Raw genomic sequence first — 21,418 nt, forward strand, 5'->3', positions numbered from 1 at the left:
TCTCTAATACGGAATTCAATTATTCACGTTCAAGGCAGCGAATTGATTTCATTCTGGGGATCACAAATGCCATAATAATGATGAGCAAACCAGAGATGATAAATAATAAGCCGATTCCCCGTCCTTCCCCTGTGCCTATCACCTTACCTACTGATGAAGCAAGCAGACCTCCCTCTCGTAAAAGAGGATTAAACACTTGATCAGCCAATATGCCAGCAAAAGCATACGCAGCCACATAACCAAGTTGTGATAAAATGCCAATGATCCCCCATGCCCGCCCCTGTGTGTCATTTGGGATATGGTTGCGAATCATAACGTCAGCACTGGTATTAACAAAAGGCAACGTTGCAAAAAATAAAAAGCCAGCAGCTGTAATAAAAGCAACATTCGTGGTCAGACCCACCAAAGAAAAAAACAGTCCGGCGAATCCTAGGCCGAGCGCTAATACTTTGATATATTTACGATCGATGCTAAAAACTCCAATAATCAGACTGCCGAGCAACATCCCTATAGCACTTACAGATAATACCGTGCCTAGAGTTTTCGTATCCGTAAAGGGTAAAAGCATAGGCGTATATAAGGTTTGGAGAAAACCCACATAAAAAGTAACGACAGACAAAATGATCGTAAGCTGCAGTACACCTTTCGTGTAAATAAGAGCATCCCAGCCCTCCTTCAAATCTTTTACAAACGACTGATTCGTTGGAACTCTGTGTTCAGTCTGTAGATTCCTGCGAACAGCCATCACTGCAAGAACTGTAACTAGAAAGGTTGAGATATCTATAAGCAGGATAGTTTTTATATCCATAAAGCTAAGCAAAATCCCGGCAAGGATAGGGGAAAGAAGATATTTTGAGGACGCAGCAAGCTGAACTAAACCACTAGCCTTGGCAAATTGCTCCTCTGTTAATAAATCTGTAATGGTAGCCTTGTAGGCAGGTTCAAGCAAGGATACAAAAATCGAACTAAACGTCACGCCCAGACAAATCTGCCATAAATGAGGTTCACCCAGCAGCATGATGATGAGAACATATACAAGTCCAAAAGCAGACAACAAATCCCCTGCTATCATCATCAATCGCCGATCAAACCGATCCGCTAACACGCCGCCAAAAGGACTGATCACAATGGAAGGGAGAAAAGCACATAAGGTTAAAAGTGCCACGCTAGAGGCAGTCTGTGTCATCTGGAACACATAAACCCCTAAGGTGAAAGCTGTCAACCCGCTGCCAACACTGGATATCCACTCCCCCATCCAAATGATCATAAAATTCCCGAAGGATTTGTTGTTCAGAATATTCCCTCTCCCCTACTCAAACATTTGAAACACATAGTCGAAGCTGCCCTTCTCCGCCCCCAGCGTAATTTCCATCGTATAGATAAACGCTCTTATCTTCTGGATGATTTCCTCAGGCTGCCACTTGAATATCCCTTCATCAAAAAGAAATTGAGAGGTGATCAATAGAAATTCCATCGTCTCCCGGGGATACGGATTGTGAAACAGTCCCTCCTCTATGCCCTGCTCAATGACCTCCGTCAAAACAGGAGTTAGCCGCAAAATGGTTTCCACCAGGCTTTTCTGGTGCAGCTGTGCATTATCAGGCTGATGGAACTGCTCAATCATTTGGCTTTTTCTGTCCGTATCCGGCTTTTGCGCCATAATGATTTGCAGCAGCTTTTCATGAACGGTCAGCTTAGGATCTGCAGCAATTTGCTTAGCAGCTGCTACACCAGCATCAATAAATCGCAGCACAACAGCATCCATGACCTCTTCCTTCGATTTAAAATAATAGTAAAAGGTTCCCTTCGCGATACCTATAGCCTGCAAGACATCATTCACTGTCGTTTTGGTATACCCTTTCGTAAAAAACAGCATTTCTGCTGTATCCAATATTTCATTTCTACGTTCTTCCGCTTCTTTGGAAATTCTCATCTGCAACGTCCTCCATTCTATCGACCGACCGTCGGTCTATTCCAATTATATACAAATATTAGATCCTGTCAAGATTAATCCGGCATCACAAAAAAGAGAGAATTCCAAAAGCTACGTTATAGCAGCTGGAACTCCCTCGTTTTGGGATATACTGTTGGGTTTTACTGTTGAGTTTTAGTCTTACTGTTTACTGTTTGGTCTTATTGTTTATTGTTTGGTTTTACTGTTTGGTCTTACTGCTGCATCTTATTTTTAGCTTGCTCTTTGATCTGATCCATGGAGATACCTTTGCTCGCGTTGTAACACTAAACTACTAAACTTCGTTTGCTTGGATCACATTTGCACTTACGACGCAGCTTATCGGACACAGCTGACCTTATACGCTGCATTATCCCCCATTTGGATTCCTAACGGACCGCATAGCACCTATTGGCATCAAAAACACCACAAAAGACCGCTTCCTCAAGGAATAGCTGCACTGGAGTCCGAAAACCGGCTCAAAGGGCTATAAATTTGCAAATAGCGTCCTCTGGGTCCTTAAGCAACACGGGATAGGGATTCATTAGGTATTCAATAGGTATTAATTACCTAAGTTCGGACTAAGTGGCTTCCGGCTGCAGATTTTGCCCCCAAACGGCTTCCCTGTATAGAATGCTGCTATTTCGCATGAGCTTCTGCAATCCCGTCTCAAATAGATTATCTAATCCGCCGGATTGTACTAATGAAAATTTGCTGCCCAAGGAATAGGCTATATAATAATCCGCCCAACTGCTATAGCGTTCTTGTAGCTGCCTTGCGGCTTCTATTTTGTATTCCCAGGCTTCTTCCTTCTTCAAATAATCCTCAACATAACCAATCCGGCTCAGATAAATTACCCAAGCTAATCCAAAAGCTGAAATGTCACCAGAAGGCAACTGATGTATACCTTGTGCAACAACCTTCAGATTAACAAAATCCTCATGATCCTTATGTGCCTCAAGATATTTACTGCGTGAGGTTTCGGAAAGTGTGGCTAATCGAGCATGTAAAGATCTATATTCTGCACGGTTGCCATCTTCTAGAAGCCAGCGAATCTGGCGATGAAAGGAGTTAGCATCCTCGATATTCCATCTTTCACAAGCATTTTTGATTAATCCTCTTTTGAAGAAGACATTACTGAAATCAAACTCATAAACCACATAGTATCTCCCTAAGAGACCACGTATGCAGGTAGAGGAAAGACAGCGGAAATACATTTCCAATCGTTTTCTTTGCTTAACATTGTATTCCTTCAGCATATAGAGCCTCCTGATATTAGTTCGTGAATAGGTATGCTGTTTTGCAAATCTTCCTGATTTTCCATAGAAAAATAAGAATGAACACCGCATTGACAAGTGGGGGAAGCTCAGAAACTGAAAAATAATATATGGTATATACCAAAATATAGAACCAGCTTAATTTCAGGAAAACCAATAGATAGAATAATATAGATCCTATAATGCTCTTTCCAATGCTTACGAGCGAGGAGATACGAAGACGTTGTGGATACAGTTTTTTGTTCTTCAACATGAACTTATTCGCAAGGTAACGAAAATGAATGAACTCGTCCTTTTTAGGCTCATTAGTCTCCGTTTGTGTAAGAGCTTCCTCAATTTGAGAACATGCAATCTTACATTCCAGAATTAAACATTGCACATCTCTATTTCCAGCATCCTCTTGCAACAAATATTCACAATCCTTCATCGCTTCCTCATAACGCTGCAAATAGTAGAGAAGCCGCCCTCTTAATAAGTAACCGTCTCTTTCGTTAGGCCACATAGTGGTTACTCGGTCCAAGCACACCAGCGCTTCCATATAATCAGCAGTATCCAGACAATTCTTAGCTCGCAATAATTGCAGATCAGGATCATACTGAAACAGCTTATTTGCTTCGTCGAGCAGTTGACCCGCTTCAGTATGTTTATCCTCCATCAGCATGAATTGAGCGGATTGCCTCAGATTTAGATAGTGTTCTATGTCAAACTCAAGAGACTCCTGCAAAAGGAAACACTCATAACGCATCTCCATGCTTCCGTCGACCTGCCCCAGTATGTACTCGACTAACTTATTATCATAACGTTGAAGAAATATTTCCTTGTCCTCACGAAAATGAAAAAATGAATCCAACGCCTCCCATACGGCATGAGGCAAATTCCGATGCTGATCAAGGAACAACATAAGCTTATCCCTTAGCCGATCACGATGCTCTATACTCCACATGAAATCTTCATTCAAAAGTGAATGCCACGAAGCTTGTTGAATCCGGCGCGAGAAGTCCGCATACAGTTCCCTAATTTGTCTGTCAAAAATATCTGCTGGCTGTTCTTGAAGATCAGCATCAAGTTGAATGGGAAGTGGGCGAAACAGCGCCCACTCGTTTTCATGCGGTATAGTAGTAGCCCCTTCTACTTCTTCCTCGGTGTCTTCCTCCGCAACTTCTTGTTCTTCCTCCTCGCTTTCTTCCTCCTCAGCTTCATCTACTCGTATTACTGTTTCTGCTTGTATCACCATTTTTTCTATTTCTTTTGATATTGCTTCTGCTATTTCTTTCTTATCCTCACCTATAAATGAAGGGACAGTGCTTGCTATACGCTGCCCGGAGCGGGCCCATTTCACGGCTGTATCATAAGCTTCTCTAAGCTGTTGGTATCCTTCAGGGTCATCTTCGGGGTGATGCGATTTCAGCTTTTTGGCATAGGCCTTCTTGATGATAGCTAGTTCATCTGTGGGTTCAATCTCCAACATACTCCAGATTGTCATGTGAAGTATGACCACCCTTCAATTTCCGCCAATTGCTCATTGAAAGCTTGTGCCGCTTTTTCAATCACTTTTTCGTTCTGAGTATATAACGCATCTTCGAATACTTTCAGACACTGTGCGATAAATTTCCGTTGGTCCCCAAGCACCTCTTCATATAAACGCTCACCTCTAGCAAGCAGAAGCCTGTTCTCGGTACGCTCACGCGGATGAATTTTGATACTCCGCAGTTCCAGTAAACGAGCTTCAATTTGCTTTTTCGTCATTGCACCAGCATTTTGCTCAATGATCATCTGATGCTTCTGACCTGTTGAAACGGTTGTAACCTCCACCTCAAGAATCCCATTCACATCATATGTATATCTGACATCTATACTTTCTTCTCCCCGAGGTGCTTGCGGAATCTGAAACTCCATTTCTCCCAGAAAAAGATTATTTTCAACGCGAGGACTCTCCCCCTGATACACATCCACACTTATGATCTTTTGATTATCTGCGGCTGTATATAGACGTTCTACCCGGCTAACAGGAATCGGAGTGTTACGTTCAATGATCGGAAAGTAATGTCCAGATGACGTTTGTCCGCTTGAACCTCTTCGCAGAACACTGGTTCCTAATGTATAGGGGCAAACGTCCGTCAAAATCATTTCATCCAGCGCTTGATCACGCTGCTTCAGCGCCACCTGAACCGCAGCTCCCAGTGCGACGGTCTCATCTGGGCTGATATTCGCATAAGGCATTTTCCCGAACATACGGCTGATAATTTGCTTAATCAGAGGCATTTTAGTAGCACCCCCAATCATCACAATCCCATCCAGATCGGAAGGCTGCAGAGAAGCATCCCGCAATGCTCTTTCTATCGGCTGTCTTAGACGTATTAGTAATGGTTGTACCAATTGCTCAAGCTCTGAGCGTTCTATAGTCAGCACGTATTCTTCCTCTTTAATAACTATCCGCATAGTCGCAGCAGACTCTGTACCAAGAATTCGTTTACTCTGCTCAGCCTGCTTATACAACATCGACCTCGTTATTGGTGTTAACGATTCAGCGTCCAGCTTATTCTTTTGGATAAAATAGGCCACTAGTATCTCTGTGAAATCTTCCCCGCCAAGATAGTTATCTCCGGCAATCGACTTAACATCCATTACCCCTTCGAAAAGCTCCAGGATTGACACATCAAAGGTTCCTCCACCCAAATCAAAAACAAGAAATGAAGTCTCCTGATTCTGATGCAGGCCATAAGCGAGTGCTGCCGCCGTAGGTTCACTAATAAGCCGCTCTACTTGTAAACCAGCCATCTCAGCCGCTTTCTTAGTTGCTTTCCGCTGAACATCATTGAAATAAGCCGGAACACTGATTATAGCTTTCGTTACGGACTCACCTAGATGATTTTCCGCATCCTCTTTCAGTGACCGCAGAAGAAAAGAAGATAACTCTTCAGGAGTAAAAGTCATCGTACCTAGTTTGTATTTCTTTGCTGATCCCATAAAGCGCTTAAAAGTCGAGGCGGTTAACTGTGGATGTGTAATCAGTCGTTCCTGTGCGATTCTTCCAACTAATACTTCTCCCCCTGCATCTACACTAACAATCGAGGGTGTTACATGCTCCCCGAGTACATTGGGAATAATTACAGCCTGACTGCCGTCCCAATAAGCAGCAAGACTATAGGTCGTTCCTAAATCAATTCCGATTGTTCTCACTACTATCTCCACTCCTTTTATATACAATAATATACAAAGAAAAGAGTCCAAGAATCGAAATGTCACTAATTCAACATATTTACATCCAGAGCATAATAATGAAATTGCGCTTCTGCAATAGACATAAAAAAGGTATCTCAAAAGCCACAATGGCTAATGGGATACCTTCATTTTTTGGCGGAGGATATTTTTCTGTACATCATCTATAAAAAAACAGTCTCATTCGTTCTCTGGACGTCCTAACATCTGATCTATCTTCTCTTTTGCACCTTCCCATGAGGTCAATAATGGAAAAGCATATTGTTCACGGGCCCGCAAATTCCATGGATGCGGAATACAAAGCACTTTTCTTCCCTCCTGCAATGCCGGAACCAGGTTATGCACCCCGTCATCGATCAATAGATCGTAGTTAATAAGATTTTTCCGCTTACAGGTAAAGAAATTTTCAATCGGAATAAACGGCATATGCTTCTGCAGCCAGTTCCATTTTTCCACCACCGACTGGGGTTGGGCTGCCGTAACTATAATTACATCATAAGCGTTATGCAGCTTCTCCATTTCTCCTACGACATGTTCGTCAAACAGTTCAAGCTCTTCATACAGACCGGGCCGCCCATAGAAAATATCTTGTGTACAATCCGGATGACGTAAATGATCCGTATTCCAATCAAGCATTTCCTCATACCGCAGCAGATGCGTGGGAAAATCATTATTATTATGGTATATGGCTCGCTTCACTAGATGGCAAATTGTATCATCCATATCTACTGCAATTATTGGCTTCCTCATCTGCGCCTCCATTATTTTTTTAGATTACACTTTAATTATATACAATGAAATTATGTTTTTCGTCGAGAGTTTATTAAAATCCCCGTTAATGTTTATTAAATGCTTCTACGCATTTTTGGCAGATACAAGCTTTCCCTCTCAGTTCTTCCGGGATCTGTTCTTGCAATTCGAGTGGAATTTCTGTATGGAAACACCAACAGTCACCGCTTTCAGCGCCACAACGATTCAATTCTTTACATAAAGGACAATGGCGTTCTTCAACCAGTATGTTCATCATATCCAAAATTTCTACTCCCCCAAAAATCACAAACTATTTTGCTTTGGAAAACCATATCAATAAAAAAAATCCAACAAATGACAAAACGTCAGTAAGTAAAACAAACAACTCCCCGAATAGGTTTCCGCCATAACCACTTCTGAAGATTCCAAGTTAAGCATAAGTTCAATTTCTCTATTATTCCTACACTTGTGAACTCGGTTCACTTGCATTAAGATAGTGAACATTACGAACTCAAATGGGAGAATAACAGATGAATGATAAGAAGCTGAGCTTTTTAGATACCCTACATAGTGACTTACTTGCTACCATGGAAGAAGTATATAATCCTTGCAGGTTTGATTGCTCCGAACCAATTCTTGAACCGCAAAATGCGGAATACGGAGCATATATCTTTACCTTAAATGTGCTGGCCATTAGATTCCGGGTGGCTAAAATCACACCCACTAAAGTCGGGCAATTTGTGACACTATGGGAGCGAATTGGAGATTATCCCATCCAACCCTATGACATCTCAGATCCTGCTGATCTCTTCGTTATAAGTACACGAAATGGGAATCACTTTGGCCAATTTATTTTTCCAAAAGCTGTCCTAAGAGAACAAGATATTCTATCTGATAAAGGTGAAGGTGGAAAAAGAGCTTTTCGAGTCTACCCGCCTTGGGACATTCCCACGAGTCGCCAAGCTCAAAAAACGCAAACATGGCAGTCGGAATATTTCTTGGATATCCCTGCAAATAAAACCGTAGACTACCTTCGTGCGCAAGCACTTTACGGTTTACCCGTAAATCTTACGGTCTGACCTATCTCCTCCACATGTTCCTTATCACCCTGCAAAATAAAATAATAGTATACATCATCTCCTATTTTCACCGCTTCGGGATATTTAATTATAAGCGCCGCTTGATGATTCCATTCCTCCCCTTGGTCAGCAGAAGGCATAATCAACTTTGCCTTCTCTTCCTCTTTTAACCCCTCTAATGTCAGTTCAGTGATTTGCGGATTGGAGCCATAAGGCTTCAGCTGATGGGAGGCAATGATTTCAGCTACTTCATCTATTGATTGTCCCTCTCCAGACATAGCTGATAATTGAAAAAAACCATCCTCCCCCTGACCCTTCTCATCATCTGCTGAATCGACGACCCATTCCGTTGGATACTTCAAAGAGACTCCATAAGCATTGGAAGTAAAGGTTGCAAACCCAGTTTGCCTAACTAGCATACCGATTACAGTACCTGCAAGTGCAATAACCACGATAGCCAACACCCAAAGCCACCGTTTTTTGTATACATTTGTTTTCACGATATCCCCCTAAATCAATAATTAGTTGACATGTACAATATTAGGAAATAAGATATAAACAAACATATGAGCAATCATTCATATGTATTGGTAAGGAGGAAATCATAATGAGCGATCTTAAAAATATCCTATCTCTACTTCTTTTCTGCATCTTCTTAATTTCTTATCTATTAAAGCTCCTTATACTTTACAAGAAAAACCAGATTAAAGGAAACGTTCTGGCTAAAGGCGCTAAACTATCTAAGCTCCATTATATCGAGCTATTGGTAAAAACCTCTACTTTTTTATGGGGTGCAGCATGGTTTGTTTTTTCCGTAGCAGAGTCCTTTATGGTTACACTTGTAGGCAAAACGTTTGATATTCCTGTAGTTCACTTTATCGGTGTTAGTGTAGCTGCCCTCGGATGTTCCATTTTTATTCAAGCTATGATTGCTATGCGCACTTCATGGAGAGTTGGGATTGATAAGACTACTGTAACCAAACTCATCACACACGGTATTTATAAATATAGTAGAAACGCTGCATTTGTCGGGTTTGATCTCATGTTTTTGGGATTGTATCTGATGTACCCCAATCTGTTAACACTCCTAATATTCATTCTTAACATTGCCGCGATTCATTTACTAATTCTTCAAGAAGAGCAACATTTAAAGTCCGTATTCGGAGATGAATATATCCAATATGCCAATAATACACCCAGATATTTTTTATTTTAAAATCTTTTATCACAGCTCCGATAATTTAAATTCGCTATATCATTTTACATTTTTTACAAGTCCGGAAAATATTCTCTTAATGTAACTACTATAATATGAGACTGTAAACATACATTAGGAGGGAAATTATGAAATCACCGAAAAAGTATGGCGTCAAAACAGCAATTGTAGCAACAGCGGCAACTGCTCTTTTTGTATCCAGCATTGTTACTACAAATGCACCTAATCAAGCAGACGCAGCATCTTCGAACACAAGAAATGTAATTCTGTTTATTGGAGACGGAATGGGTGCTGCTCAGCGTGATGCCATCCGGCTTGCCACCGTAGGTGAAAAAGGAAATCTAGCAATGGATTCCATGCCATACGTTGGATTAATTCATACAAGCTCCACTGTCCCTGTTACAGATTCGGCTGCTTCTGCTTCTGCTTATGCCAGCGGTGTGAAGACTTATAATGGTGCTATCGGAATGGATGCCGATAAAAAAAGTGTTAAGACCATTATGGAATATGCTAAAGATGCCGGGAAATCAACAGGTGTCGTTACTACTAGTCAGATTACAGACGCGACTGGCGCCGCATTTGGTGCTCACGTTGAAGACCGCTCAAAGCAAAGTGATATCGCTCTTCAGCTTCTGACTAAGAGCAAGGTTGATGTTCTGCTCGGTGGGGGTGAGGATTTCTGGTACCCTGCAGGCAATCCCGGCAAATTCCCAGATGAACCCGCTGAAGATCCTTCAGAAAAAAGCAAAGGAACACAAGGAAACCTAGTTGATAAAGCTAAACAATTGGGCTACACCTATGTAACGAACAAAGCGGATATGCAAAAAGCAAAGGACGGCAAGCTGCTTGGAATTTTCGCAAACGAGGAAATGTTCCAGCAAAAGCCTGAAGGTGAAGGAGATATTTATAATCCGGTGGTATCACTGCCAGAGATGACTAAGAAAGCTATAGATACGCTAGCAACAAATAAAAAGGGATTTTTCCTTATGGTGGAAGAAGAAGGCACTGACGAATTTGCACACCAAAACAACGCTAAAATGACGATTAAATCAGGTCAAGAACTGGACAAATCCGTGCAAGTAGCCAAAGACTTCGCCAAAAAGAATCCAGATACACTGGTTCTAGTGCTTGCCGACCATGAGACCGGCGGATTTTCTATTGAAGCAGTTGACGCAGATGATGAGTCCGGTGACGGCATATCCAAAGAAGACGGTCCATTCGCCATCGCCAATTCCAAACACAATTTTGTAGTGGACTGGACGACCTCAGGCCATACTGCGGTTGATATTCCAATCACAGCTATGGGCAAAAATGCACAATTATTTACGGGAATCTACGAAAACACCGAAGTATTCACCAAGCTTATGCAAGCATCAGGTTTTAAAGCCAATAAATAAAAGCGAGTAAAAAAAGACTAGCCAGATTTTTTTCTGGGTAGTCTTTTTCATTTTAAAATACAGTATTTACTTAGCATCTGTTCGCACAACAAAAATGATATCCTTAGTCTGATCCGCCCATTTACCTGTCAGATGAAATCCTCTGATCGTTGCTCCAGGCTCATAATCTTTACTATTTGAACTCAAAAAGGCTGCCAGATTAGACTCCAGTTTAAACGTTGCTTTTCGATCTGCGAATTAGTGGATGGTTTCACCAAGCTTTACATAAGGAATAGAAGCCGCAGAATCCTTCATTTGTGCTTGAAAAAGCGCACTCTCATCATCCAGTTCTATGCCCACCTCTCTGGAGAGGGTCTGAGATTGATTCACTTTTCCATCCATATGAATGGTTATCTCTGGCATCGCCGTGCTGCTGACTTCCTCACGATCACAAATGGTTAATACAAGCAGAAGTACAAAACTTAGGACTGCGATGTATATTCTTTTCAAGAAGACACCCCTTCTTCCCATTGTTCAACTAATCTGGTGTGAAATATTCGATTCCCAATATGATCAAACCCAAAATAAAGATGATGATACCAATCACAAGCGGAAAACCTAAAGCTAAACTATGAATCGATTTTACAAATATACCGTTAATTAACGATTACAGCGAGGTGTGTTTATAAAATTCTATTTTTATAGCTAATCCAACGGTTTCCTTATGTTTCTAATTTACGTGACAGCTCCTTAATTAACTCGATCTCTCGTAAAACCATACTTCGGGTGTAAAAATAGAGCTCCTCAGAGTAATCCATATCCTCACTATTGCCAACTACTTTGGATAACTGCTGTAAATGGTCCAGCTTTTCGTTCATATAAGTCTCTCTGTAATCAAGCAATCTTCTACGTGTCTCACGATCCAAAAGCTCATAATAAGCAAGACGAATAGACCATTCATTATCAATTCGAATAGTCTCCAGCGTAAATTCTGTTAAGCAGGTGTTAAACCGCTCCTCACCCTCAGTAGTTATAGAATATACATAACGTTTAGGCCGGCGTTCCTGAATTTCCGTTTTTTTGATTACCCATTTTCGCTTTTCAAATAATTTCAGCTTTGGATAAAGCGAGTTATTGTTTACGATTTTATCATTGCCCATTACAAAAATAATGTTTTTTTTAATTTCATAACCATGTTTGGCCCCTTTCATTAATTGGGCCAGAATCAAAACTTCAATATCCATAATCATCCTCCGGGCTTCCGGAATACGTATCCGGTTCATCATTTTCTTATATTACCTCAATTACTACATTCCTGCCAAATCACTCGTGATTTTTTGCACATACTTTCGCCCTGCTCTTTCGCTAATATAGGTTAAAATAACCTATTTATTTTTAACCTATATGTAGAGAGGAAGTTATCGTATGGAATTCACACATCTATTTAGCAAGGGCACAATCGGAAATATGGAGCTTAAGAACCGGGTCATTTTACCAGCGATGGGCACGAAAATGAACGCGCCGGGTGGATACGTCAGTGATCGTCTGATTGATTACCATGTAGCACGAGCTAAAGGCGGCAACGGCTTAAATACTGTAGAAGTAACAACTATTCACCCAACAGCGGCCTCCGATGATGCTCCTGCCCTTTATGATGATAAATTCATTCCAGGTATGGCTCAATTAGCATTAGCTATTCGAGAGGCAGGAGGCAAAAGCTGTCTACAGTTATGGCATGGAGGTAAAGTAACTCCCAACCTAATTCAGGTCTCCTCTTCACCTGTTCCGTTTGAAGGCGTGACTCATATACCACGTGAACTAGCGCATCATGAAGTCGGTGAGATGGTTCAAGCTTACGCAGATACAGCATTACGTGCGAAGAAAGCCGGATTTGACAGTGTGGAATTCCATGCCGGCCATGGTTATTTGCCCCAACAATTTCTAAGTCCTGCAATGAATTTTCGTCAGGATGAGTACGGCGGTTCTTGGGAGAATCGCTGCCGCTTCCCGCTGTCTTGTATCCGGGCTATCCGGAAAGCGGTTGGACCTGGGTTCCCTATCTTGATGAGAATCTCTGCGATTGAGGATCTACCGGGCGGACTTACACTGGAAGATATGAAGCTCTTCTCAAAGCTCGCTGAAGAAGCTGGAATTGATGCTATTAATGTATCTCGTGGGGTCCCTGCTGGCGCTGCAATTAAATATGAAGTACCGCCGATCGATTTACCTGTAGGCTTCAATGTAGATAACGCAGCACAAATTAAATCTGTGGTTAACATCCCTGTTATTGCCGTAGGCCGTATTAATGATCCAGCAATTGCAGACCGGATTATTGCGGAGGGTTTGGCTGATTTTGTAGCCATTGGGCGTGCGCAGCTGGCAGATCCGGAATTCTGCAATAAAGCTTTAGCCGGACGTGCAGACACGATCGTTAAATGTGTGGGGTGCGACCAAGGCTGCTTCGATGGATTCGTGAATCCTAATGTTCCATTTATCAGCTGTGTGTTTAATCCTGCAACCGGCCGTGAAAGTGAATATGAATTGCAGCAAACGGGTATCCCCAAAAAAGTACTTATTGCTGGTGGTGGCCCTGGCGGATTAGAAGCAGCTGTCACCCTGAAACGACGTGGGCATCATCCAATATTATGCGAAAAAAATGACATTCTGGGCGGACAGCTTTATATTGCCGGTGCCGCACCACGTAAAGAGGAAATGGCTGCAGCCGCTCTGAATATGGGAGAAACCGCTAAACGTGAAGGTGTAGACATTCGAATGAATACAGAGGTTACACCTGAATTAATCCAAGAAATTGCGCCAGATGAGGTCATTCTTGCAATCGGATCTTCTCCTATTATTCCGCCTGTGGAAGGCATCGACAGTTCACATGTGGTCAATTCACATGATGTGTTATGGGGAACGGTTCATCCAGAAGGAAGAGTCGTTATTATCGGCGGTGGTTTAGTGGGGCTTGAGGTCGCAGAACTGCTTGTAGAGCGCGGACATCAAATCACTGTAGTTGAAATGCAAGCTGATGTTGCTAATGATCTAGGGCTTCTGCGGAAAATCTGTGTCATGGAAAGTCTATATGGACATGGCGTTGAATTAATGACCAACAGCAAATGTATGGCGATTCAAGGGGATAGCGTAATTGTTGAAAAAGACGGCGAACGTCACAGCCTACCTGCTGATTATGTAATAATTGCTGTAGGTTCACGCGCCCTCAACAAACAAATCCTTCAGGATTTCTTGGAGGAAAGCTCCATCCCTTATCATGTAATTGGCGATGCGGTGCAAGCGCGTAGAGCGCTGAATGCGATTTGGGAAGGCGCTGAATTAGCTAGACGAATCTAATTAAGCTAACTATATGCTTCATCAAAATAACCCGGCAGGTCCGCCCTGCCGGGTTATTTTTTACTCAGAGTGCATTCGTGAGCGGCTATTCGGTAATCGGTATCCATTTAACCCCTCACCCCTCACCCATTATGCCGTTCGGACTCAGGAGACGCTATTGAGCTAAAAATAGCCTTTTTACGAATCTATCGGACCCAGATGCCGCTATTCCGCAAAAATAGGGGTCAAAAGAGGTGCTGCGACGGGAATAACTGCATTGGAGTCCGAAAAACTCAGCAAATTAGCATTTAGGTGCTAATAAGCGCAACGGTGTCCGTTAGCGAGAAAGAAGCACACAAAAGAATGGTAAGAAAGATGAAAATGGTGAGAATAGTGAGAATGATCAGAATGATGAGATTGGTGAGAATAGTGAAATACTCATCTCAATGAACCACTCACATTCATTTTGAGTACTGGCAGCCCAATAAATGCGGCATATCGCTCAGCTTCTTTAAGTACCAACTTTTCCGTATCGCCCAGATCGGCAAAAGGATGGATCATAATCTCAATCCCCTTGGTCTTTAGGGTTCTTTTCCATGTACCCACCACCTGACCCTCCACAACAATCGTCGGAAGAAAAACACCATTATTCCCCGGAACTATTAAAGGAGCAACGTCGGGCTCTAGAACGGCACTTCGGTCTTTATAACCCAGAATGTACTCATCAAAACCCGGAAGCAGATGAACGCCCGAGTCCTCAGCAGCTGGCTCTAGCCGATGAGCAGACATCCAATACTCACTGCCATCAATAACCTCTGATTGCAGTTGACTTTTGGCCGCTTCCAGACCTCTTCTAGCATCGGTAAGGGTGATGCCTGCCCACCAAGCAAAATCTTGAACAGTTGCTAAACCATGTCCGGTGAAATATCTCCGAGCGAGTTCATACAATGACTCATCGTAAGAAAGTTCTCGAAACTGTGGCACCCATTCCTCTAACAAAACAATCGTTTGCTGCTTACCATTCATCGGTCCGAAACAAATCAACCCTTGGTACGCAACATTCCACAACATATGATAACCACGCTGGTTCCCTGTGTGAATACCTTCTTCTTCTATAAGTTGAAGTAGAAGTGCACGATCTATCTGCTTTCCACCTTGTAAAGCATTAACTATAATATGTCTACAACGTTCTAGTGTCTGATCATCTAGCCCAAGCTCTGCATTCCGCCGCTTTGTTTGTCCTGCTAAACGCGGCACAGATAGCTGATGCATCCACTTTACATCTTCCGGTGGGACAAAATGAAGCGTACCTCGCAGCGTCCAATTCAGAATCATCTTACGATCAGCGATAGCACGCTCTATATCAGCTAAACTCGAAGATGGAGTACGTAACCCGATCGCCCACATCGCCTGCATGTAATCCTGCGCCTGTACTGCCCCTAATTCTTTAACGACCTGTTCGGGCTTGATTAGCTTGGAATCAACGATCTTCTGGTTGTATAAACGTTGCGCAGCTATCATTTTATTCGTCACACTTTGCCTCCTTAAGTGATCCTTCTCAAACCATCGTTTAACCTTATTGGAATAATTTTAATATAATTTTTTCCAATCTCATAGTTTTTCTTATTTCTTAGCTGTGGCCCGTCTTACGGCTGGTGCGACTACCGATCCCAACAAATCAATGATTTGCTCAACCTGAGCATAAGGTAAACCACCAATATCAATCTGAGCCAGAAAACGATTGTGTCCGTACAGCTCATGTTGATAAAGGATTTTTTCAATAACCTGTTGTGGGCTGCCTACGAGCAGCGCATTTCTCACACTCATGGCTTCAGCAAATTGGTCTTTAGGGTACGCTGATCCACGAAGCTCTTTCATCATGTGATTTAAATATGGGTAATAGTTACGGAATGCTTGCTGTGAATCTTTATCGATATATAAAAGGGTGGTTGTACCCACCGGCAGCTCTGCCGGATTAAAACCTGATTGTGCGGCAACCTGACGATACATATTCACAGAGGTCTTGAACGCTGAAGCAGGTCCACCTAGAACAGCCAGCATCATCGGGATGCCCATTCTTCCTGCCTTAACTGCACTTGCCGGAGGTCCACCAACCGCTCGCCAGATAGGCAGTTTACCATTCAGAGGCTTCGGAAAAATCTCCATATCATTCAGAGCAGGACGGAATTGCCCTTCCCAGGTAATTCTTTTTTCGTTATTTATTTTCATAAGCAATTCAATCTTCTCTTCGAACAATTCTTCATAATCCCTCACGTCATATCCGAACAGTTCATAAGCTCCTAATCGTGATCCACGTCCAGCAACAATCTCTGCTCTGCCTCCGGATAACAAATCCAATGTCGAAAATTCTTCATGTACACGTACAGGATCCGCTGTGCTCAATACAGTCGCTGAACTGATGAGTTTGATTCGTTCCGTTGCGTTTGCTATAGCTCCAAGTACGACCGATGCTGCTGAAGTAATAAATTTCGCCTGATGACTCTCCCCCACTCCAAATACATCTAATCCAGCATCCTCTGCTAATTTGGCGGCAGCAATGATCTCTTGAATCCGTTGTCGTTCACTGATTGGTTTACCTGTTAAGGCATCTGCAACATGATCACCTAAAGTATATAAACCTATTTCTAAACCCTTATTCTCGTCGATTCTATATTGTTCCATCATGATGATGTCCTACTTTCTTAGCTGTATTATTGGATAGGATGAAGCTTCGATGCAATCTCTTCCCGGCGTTCTTCCAGAAAAGAAGGCAAGGTCAAATTCTCGCCCAATGTGTCAAAAGATTCATCAATCTCAAACCCTGGACCATCTGTAGCAAGCTCGAAAAGAATATGGTTCGGATCACGGAAATACAAGGAATGGAAGTAATAACGATCAATGACCCCTGTGTTCTTGAACCCTGAAGCTGTGATTTTAGCAGCCCATGCGGTTAATTCTTCCAGATCCTTCACTCTTATAGCCACATGATGGACACTCCCTCTTCCCGGTCTTTCCCGGTCTTGATCATTAACTTCTTTGAGCTGAAGTTCAGTGTACAAGCCGCCTTTAGCTGTTTCATAAATATCCACCATAACTTTCGGATCACCCATGGATGGCACTCTACGAACTTGTGTATAGCCTAAAATATCCTCCAAAACAGCCTTTGTACGGCTAGCCTCACGGACAGTCAATTCAACGGGTCCCAATCCAACAATGGCATATTGTGGTGGAATATCATCAGTAATCCAAGGTTCTACCAGCTGAGTCACATTATCTTTTTCTGCGGAAACCAGATGAACCGTTAATTCATCACTATCCTGAAAAGTAAGCGAATTGCGCTCCTCTATACTTACGATAGCTTCATGAGCAACTTCAAATGTATCTAATCTTCTAGCCCAATATACTAAAGCCTCATCGCTAGGAACGAGAAGAGAGATTGCAGAAATACTGTTCGTTCCTTTCCGGGTCTGGCCTGCATTTGGCATTTCAAAAAAGGATACCTCGGTGCCTGGAGCGCCATTAGAGTTGCCATAGAATAAATGGTACATGGTTGGATCGTCCTGATTTACGGTTTTTTTGACAAGTCTTAGTCCCAGTACTTCTGTATAAAACCATAGGTTTTGTTTAGCGTCTTTAGTAATCATTGATACATGATGTTGTCCGGTTATTTGTGGTTGGCTCATTTTAATTTCCTCCTAATATGATTATGGTTTACTAGTAAACTGATGCTGAAAAAAGGAAGCTTTATTCAGCATAAAGCTTTTACAATACTACTGAACTCCTCGTGGAATTCGATTCTCATTCAGGCTATGGCGGTGAATCTTCTTAAACATGCTGTAAAATACTTTCTTCTCGTCGTCCGTCAGTGGATCGAATAACGAAGCTTGGAAATCCGATTGCAAAGGAAGAACCTTCTCGATAAGCGCCTGTCCCTTTTCAGTTAAAGAAATATACTTCACCTTCCAATCCTGCTTACGCTCAATCCATCCTTCTTTTTCTAATCTGCCAAGCATATGTGATACTCCACCTTTAGTAATGGTTAAATGCTCGGCCATTTCCATCTGTGTCACAGGCTGATGTAATAGTATTTGTACTAACGCATCAAACTGGCTAACCGTTAAATCAAACTGCTTCAAGAACTCATTGGAAAGATCATTACTATTGTCATAAACTCTTACCAGCCGCAGCCAGATCAATAAGCTTAGTTTGTTGTCTTCAGTGAATCCATTGTCTCGCATTATGCCACATCCATTGCTTTGGAATTGGATCTATTTGATTATCAGTTTACTAGTAATCTGATATGAAGTCAAATTTCGTATTAACTTAAGAAATAGAGAAGTACAGATAAACCATTACTAAACATGTGCGCGCCTATAGGCACTAATATATTTTTTCTTTTCTCATATAGGTAGGCAAAGATTAATCCAGCAGCCATATAGGAAAAGACATTCCACATTTCGTTATAGTTGCTCTGGAACACCACGGCTCTATAGACATGCTGGAAGCCAAATAAAAAGGAGGATATCAGATAAGCCAGAAGACGACTTTTCCTGCGGATCGTTCTATAAATGGTAACCCGATATACTAATTCTTCAATCACGGGGCCAATCCATACCACGTTCACTGTAAAAATAAATGGATACGAGGACAACATTGCCCGTAAATCCACCTCATTTACAGACTTTGTAATAGGATGAAAAATGAAAATTAGTGTGGGAATCAACATACTTCCGATGATAATAATCAAACAAAGTCCCCAAACCATCCATAACATATTACGGACCCAGTATTGTCTGAAATCATGAATAGCTTGTTTATAGAATCTCCTAAAACCTATAATCACTCCTATGTAGATCAGACTATTCAACATTAAGGCCATTCGATTTTGTTGTTCTGGCTGCCAAATAAAAACATGGTTAAGAATTCCCATAACCGGCCTGATCAAGAGAATGGAGAACAATCCTAAAAAGTACATTACTGCTAATATAACGCCCAAGATCAATTGCCTTTTACTTAATTTTTCATCAATCATTATAATCTGTTCCCCCAAGTAAAATTGTTAATAGACTGAATATCAACCATTTTAGCATTGGGAAATTTCATACGACTTAATGTAATCTTACATAGACCTTAAATTTGCCGGTTCAGCTCAATTATAATTTCAAACTGGTTATCTTGCGTATTCAGCTGAACAGTCCCTCCATGAGCAGCTATTATTTTTTGAACAATGAGTAACCCTAATCCAGAACCTGCCGGGTTCAAGGCTGATGGTTGGCCGTAATTAATAAAAGTAAGCTTGGCTCCATCATTCACCTTTTCCAGCACAGCTTGAAACGTAGAACCTTGCTCCTGATAAGCGATGGCATTATAAAGCAGGTTTGAGAATACTCGATTCATTCTTTTTTTATCAAACTGTAGAATTATTTCTTCTGGCTCGATTACAAAATCAGGGATCAGACCCGCAGCCTCAAGCTCGGGCAACATATGTATCATTTCTTCTCTCAAATATTCTGAGAAATCATCTGTTGTAACATCCAAGCGGAATTCGGGACTTTCCATTCTCGATAATTCAAACAAATCCTGAATCAATACATTGGCACGGATACTATTTTCGTATATTATTTTGGCAAATTCCAAATGTTCTATCCGACCGCTCACCTGTTCTTTTAGTTCAAGCTCTGCGTAACCCATAATACTTGTTAATGGATTTTTTAAATCATGGGATATATCCAATATTAGATTTTTTCGATTGTTTTCACTCTGTTCTTTTAACGAGGTCTGGATCTGAATCACTTCTGCCATATGATTAAAAGCCTGCTCCAGTTGACTAAACTCCCGATTCCCGCCTACCTGCACTCTTGCTGAATAATCCCCATTCTTAATTTTTTCAACAGCAGCGGACAACTGGTCTAAGGGTTTAATGAAACTAACCGCCGTAATTCTCGCATAAATCATCGTGCTTAGAATCAGAATCAACAAATAACCTAACCCAATAAACCCAAGCATTTGAAGGGTATGATCCTGCATAGGTGAATCTGAATTCCAATGGAAACTGCCTGTCATTTTCACTTGTATAGGTAAAGAGACGATCAGCCAAAATTGTTCCTGCTCATTATATTCAACAGTGATCATATCTTTGTTAGCGCCAGTATTCATTAGAAAATCCGTAAATTCTTTGACACTAATCTGCTTGGACGTAAATGGATTGTTGCCAATGGAATGTATGACTTCGTAATTGGAATTCACAACCTGTAAACTGCCCCCGACATCATTAACAACACTAGTGTCAATTCTTTGATAGTCATTTTGCATAAGCTTAGCAGCCGTTAACTGATTATAAATAATGTCCTTAGATCCCAGCCTGTTCATGCAAAACAAAGCAACAATCACCAATATCGTTATAACCGTTGTTATAAGAAAGATCGCGATATAGTTTTTTAACAATTGATAGGATATATTTTGTTTTCTCATCTTATTTACCTGGGTTGTAGAATTTGTAACCTAGTCCACGCACTGTAACGATATATTCGGGATGGTGTGGGTCCCGTTCGATCTTATTCCTTAGACGGCTGATGGTAACCATAATCGTATTATTATCACTATAGAAATCTTCTTCCCACGCCGCTGCATATAACTTTTTGGGCGTAAAAATTTGATTAGGACTCTGCATCAGACATTGTAACACCTTATATTCCTTGGCATTTAGAAGAACTGGACTTTCATTTATGTACAACATACATTCCTTTAAATTCAGCTTCAATTCTCTATGTTGGATTGTTTCTTCAGTTATCGATTGGCTAAGATCGTATACATTTCTTCGTCTCAGCTGCGCCTCAACCCTAGCCACAAGCTCTGAAGCACTAAATGGCTTCACCATATAATCGTCTGCTCCAAGGCCTAAGCCCACTATCTTATCAATTTCTTCACCGCGGGCAGTTAACAAGATAACCGGAATATGGCTTTTCTCTCTTATCCGTCGCAGCAGATTAAGCCCATCAAGCCTGGGCATTACAATATCCAGAATGGCAAGATTTATTTCATGTTGATTAACAACCTCTAAAGCCTCAATGCCATCCTTGGCTTCGAATACTCGATAGGATCGATCTTCTAAATGTATTTTCACTAGTTTTCTTATATCAGCTTCATCTTCAGCAATCAGTATATTCATCGCTTAATTCCCCTAACTATTCTCAAATAGCTGAGTCTTTTCACTCAGTATA

Annotated in this window: 21 protein-coding genes; 4 read left to right on the plus strand and 17 right to left on the minus strand. The window is 41.6% G+C overall.

The genetic code is table 11. From position 1 onward, the window contains the following. Window positions 1-19: 19 nt before the first annotated feature. From NST40_RS20620 to NST40_RS20650, 7 genes are all read right to left on the minus strand, one after another. The gene (locus NST40_RS20620; protein ID WP_342409966.1) at window positions 20-1,267 is read right to left on the minus strand and encodes an MFS transporter; all 1,248 of its coding nucleotides are present in this window, start codon (window positions 1,265-1,267) and stop codon (window positions 20-22) included. A gap of 42 nt (window positions 1,268-1,309) precedes the next feature. After that, on the minus strand, window positions 1,310-1,933 hold the full coding sequence (locus NST40_RS20625; protein ID WP_342409967.1) for a TetR/AcrR family transcriptional regulator: 624 nt from the start codon (window positions 1,931-1,933) through the stop codon (window positions 1,310-1,312). 599 nt (window positions 1,934-2,532) lie between these two features. Next, window positions 2,533-3,210 (minus strand): DUF1266 domain-containing protein, encoded by a 678-nt coding sequence (locus NST40_RS20630; protein WP_051491590.1) that lies wholly within the window; start codon window positions 3,208-3,210, stop codon window positions 2,533-2,535. A 16-nt stretch (window positions 3,211-3,226) separates the two neighbouring features. Continuing rightward, window positions 3,227-4,711, minus strand: a complete 1,485-nt coding sequence (locus tag NST40_RS20635) for a J domain-containing protein (RefSeq protein WP_342409968.1) — start codon at window positions 4,709-4,711, stop codon at window positions 3,227-3,229. Further along, window positions 4,708-6,408: a molecular chaperone HscC gene (locus NST40_RS20640; protein ID WP_342409969.1), complete on the minus strand. Its 1,701-nt coding sequence runs from the start codon at window positions 6,406-6,408 to the stop codon at window positions 4,708-4,710. Before NST40_RS20640 ends, NST40_RS20635 begins: the two co-directional genes overlap by 4 nt. A gap of 219 nt (window positions 6,409-6,627) precedes the next feature. Continuing rightward, window positions 6,628-7,197 carry a hypothetical protein gene (locus tag NST40_RS20645; protein WP_076276092.1) on the minus strand — a complete coding sequence of 190 codons (570 nt, stop codon included), beginning with the start codon at window positions 7,195-7,197 and terminating at the stop codon, window positions 6,628-6,630. A gap of 85 nt (window positions 7,198-7,282) precedes the next feature. After that, window positions 7,283-7,474, minus strand: coding sequence for a cysteine-rich CWC family protein (locus tag NST40_RS20650; RefSeq protein WP_076141099.1), 192 nt, complete (start codon window positions 7,472-7,474; stop codon window positions 7,283-7,285). A 253-nt stretch (window positions 7,475-7,727) separates the two neighbouring features. Between NST40_RS20650 and NST40_RS20655 the strand changes: the two genes are divergently transcribed. Then, window positions 7,728-8,276 (plus strand): MepB family protein, encoded by a 549-nt coding sequence (locus NST40_RS20655; protein ID WP_342409970.1) that lies wholly within the window; start codon window positions 7,728-7,730, stop codon window positions 8,274-8,276. Here the strand turns inward: NST40_RS20655 and NST40_RS20660 are convergent. Beyond that, window positions 8,246-8,776, minus strand: coding sequence for a hypothetical protein (locus NST40_RS20660; protein WP_342409971.1), 531 nt, complete (start codon window positions 8,774-8,776; stop codon window positions 8,246-8,248). The genes NST40_RS20655 and NST40_RS20660 overlap by 31 nt on opposite strands. A gap of 107 nt (window positions 8,777-8,883) precedes the next feature. Between NST40_RS20660 and NST40_RS20665 the strand changes: the two genes are divergently transcribed. Both NST40_RS20665 and NST40_RS20670 read left to right on the plus strand, forming a co-directional pair. Beyond that, a complete protein-coding gene (locus tag NST40_RS20665) occupies window positions 8,884-9,492 on the plus strand; it encodes an isoprenylcysteine carboxylmethyltransferase family protein (protein ID WP_076276089.1) in 609 nt (202 codons plus the stop codon). Window positions 9,493-9,620: 128 nt separating this feature from the next. Continuing rightward, window positions 9,621-10,889, plus strand: coding sequence for an alkaline phosphatase (locus NST40_RS20670; protein WP_342409972.1), 1,269 nt, complete (start codon window positions 9,621-9,623; stop codon window positions 10,887-10,889). Between the two features lie 237 nt (window positions 10,890-11,126). Here NST40_RS20670 and NST40_RS20675 read toward each other — a convergent pair whose 3' ends face one another. Continuing rightward, window positions 11,127-11,378, minus strand: coding sequence for a hypothetical protein (locus NST40_RS20675; RefSeq protein ID WP_076276087.1), 252 nt, complete (start codon window positions 11,376-11,378; stop codon window positions 11,127-11,129). A gap of 212 nt (window positions 11,379-11,590) precedes the next feature. Continuing rightward, window positions 11,591-12,112 (minus strand): PadR family transcriptional regulator, encoded by a 522-nt coding sequence (locus tag NST40_RS20680; RefSeq protein WP_076276086.1) that lies wholly within the window; start codon window positions 12,110-12,112, stop codon window positions 11,591-11,593. Between the two features lie 181 nt (window positions 12,113-12,293). Between NST40_RS20680 and NST40_RS20685 the strand changes: the two genes are divergently transcribed. Next, entirely contained in the window at window positions 12,294-14,219 is a 1,926-nt protein-coding gene (locus tag NST40_RS20685) for an FAD-dependent oxidoreductase (protein ID WP_341003188.1), read from the plus strand. Between the two features lie 417 nt (window positions 14,220-14,636). Here NST40_RS20685 and NST40_RS20690 read toward each other — a convergent pair whose 3' ends face one another. From NST40_RS20690 to NST40_RS20720, 7 genes are all read right to left on the minus strand, one after another. After that, entirely contained in the window at window positions 14,637-15,731 is a 1,095-nt protein-coding gene (locus tag NST40_RS20690; RefSeq protein WP_076276084.1) for a winged helix DNA-binding domain-containing protein, read from the minus strand. 90 nt (window positions 15,732-15,821) lie between these two features. Continuing rightward, the gene (locus NST40_RS20695) at window positions 15,822-16,883 is read right to left on the minus strand and encodes an LLM class flavin-dependent oxidoreductase (protein ID WP_217696585.1); all 1,062 of its coding nucleotides are present in this window, start codon (window positions 16,881-16,883) and stop codon (window positions 15,822-15,824) included. Between the two features lie 26 nt (window positions 16,884-16,909). Beyond that, a complete protein-coding gene (locus tag NST40_RS20700) occupies window positions 16,910-17,881 on the minus strand; it encodes a ring-cleaving dioxygenase (RefSeq protein WP_342409973.1) in 972 nt (323 codons plus the stop codon). An 87-nt stretch (window positions 17,882-17,968) separates the two neighbouring features. Further along, window positions 17,969-18,436, minus strand: coding sequence for a MarR family transcriptional regulator (locus tag NST40_RS20705; RefSeq protein WP_342409974.1), 468 nt, complete (start codon window positions 18,434-18,436; stop codon window positions 17,969-17,971). An 80-nt stretch (window positions 18,437-18,516) separates the two neighbouring features. Next, window positions 18,517-19,230, minus strand: a complete 714-nt coding sequence (locus NST40_RS20710; protein WP_342409975.1) for a type II CAAX endopeptidase family protein — start codon at window positions 19,228-19,230, stop codon at window positions 18,517-18,519. Window positions 19,231-19,328: 98 nt separating this feature from the next. Continuing rightward, window positions 19,329-20,669, minus strand: a complete 1,341-nt coding sequence (locus tag NST40_RS20715) for a HAMP domain-containing sensor histidine kinase (protein ID WP_076306959.1) — start codon at window positions 20,667-20,669, stop codon at window positions 19,329-19,331. A 1-nt stretch (window position 20,670) separates the two neighbouring features. After that, window positions 20,671-21,366, minus strand: coding sequence for a response regulator transcription factor (locus tag NST40_RS20720; protein WP_342409976.1), 696 nt, complete (start codon window positions 21,364-21,366; stop codon window positions 20,671-20,673). Between the last annotated feature and the right edge of the window lie 52 nt (window positions 21,367-21,418).

The organism is Paenibacillus sp. FSL R10-2778 (genome assembly GCF_038593035.1).
GTDB classification, from domain to species: Bacteria; Bacillota; Bacilli; order Paenibacillales; family Paenibacillaceae; genus Paenibacillus_AQ; species Paenibacillus_AQ odorifer.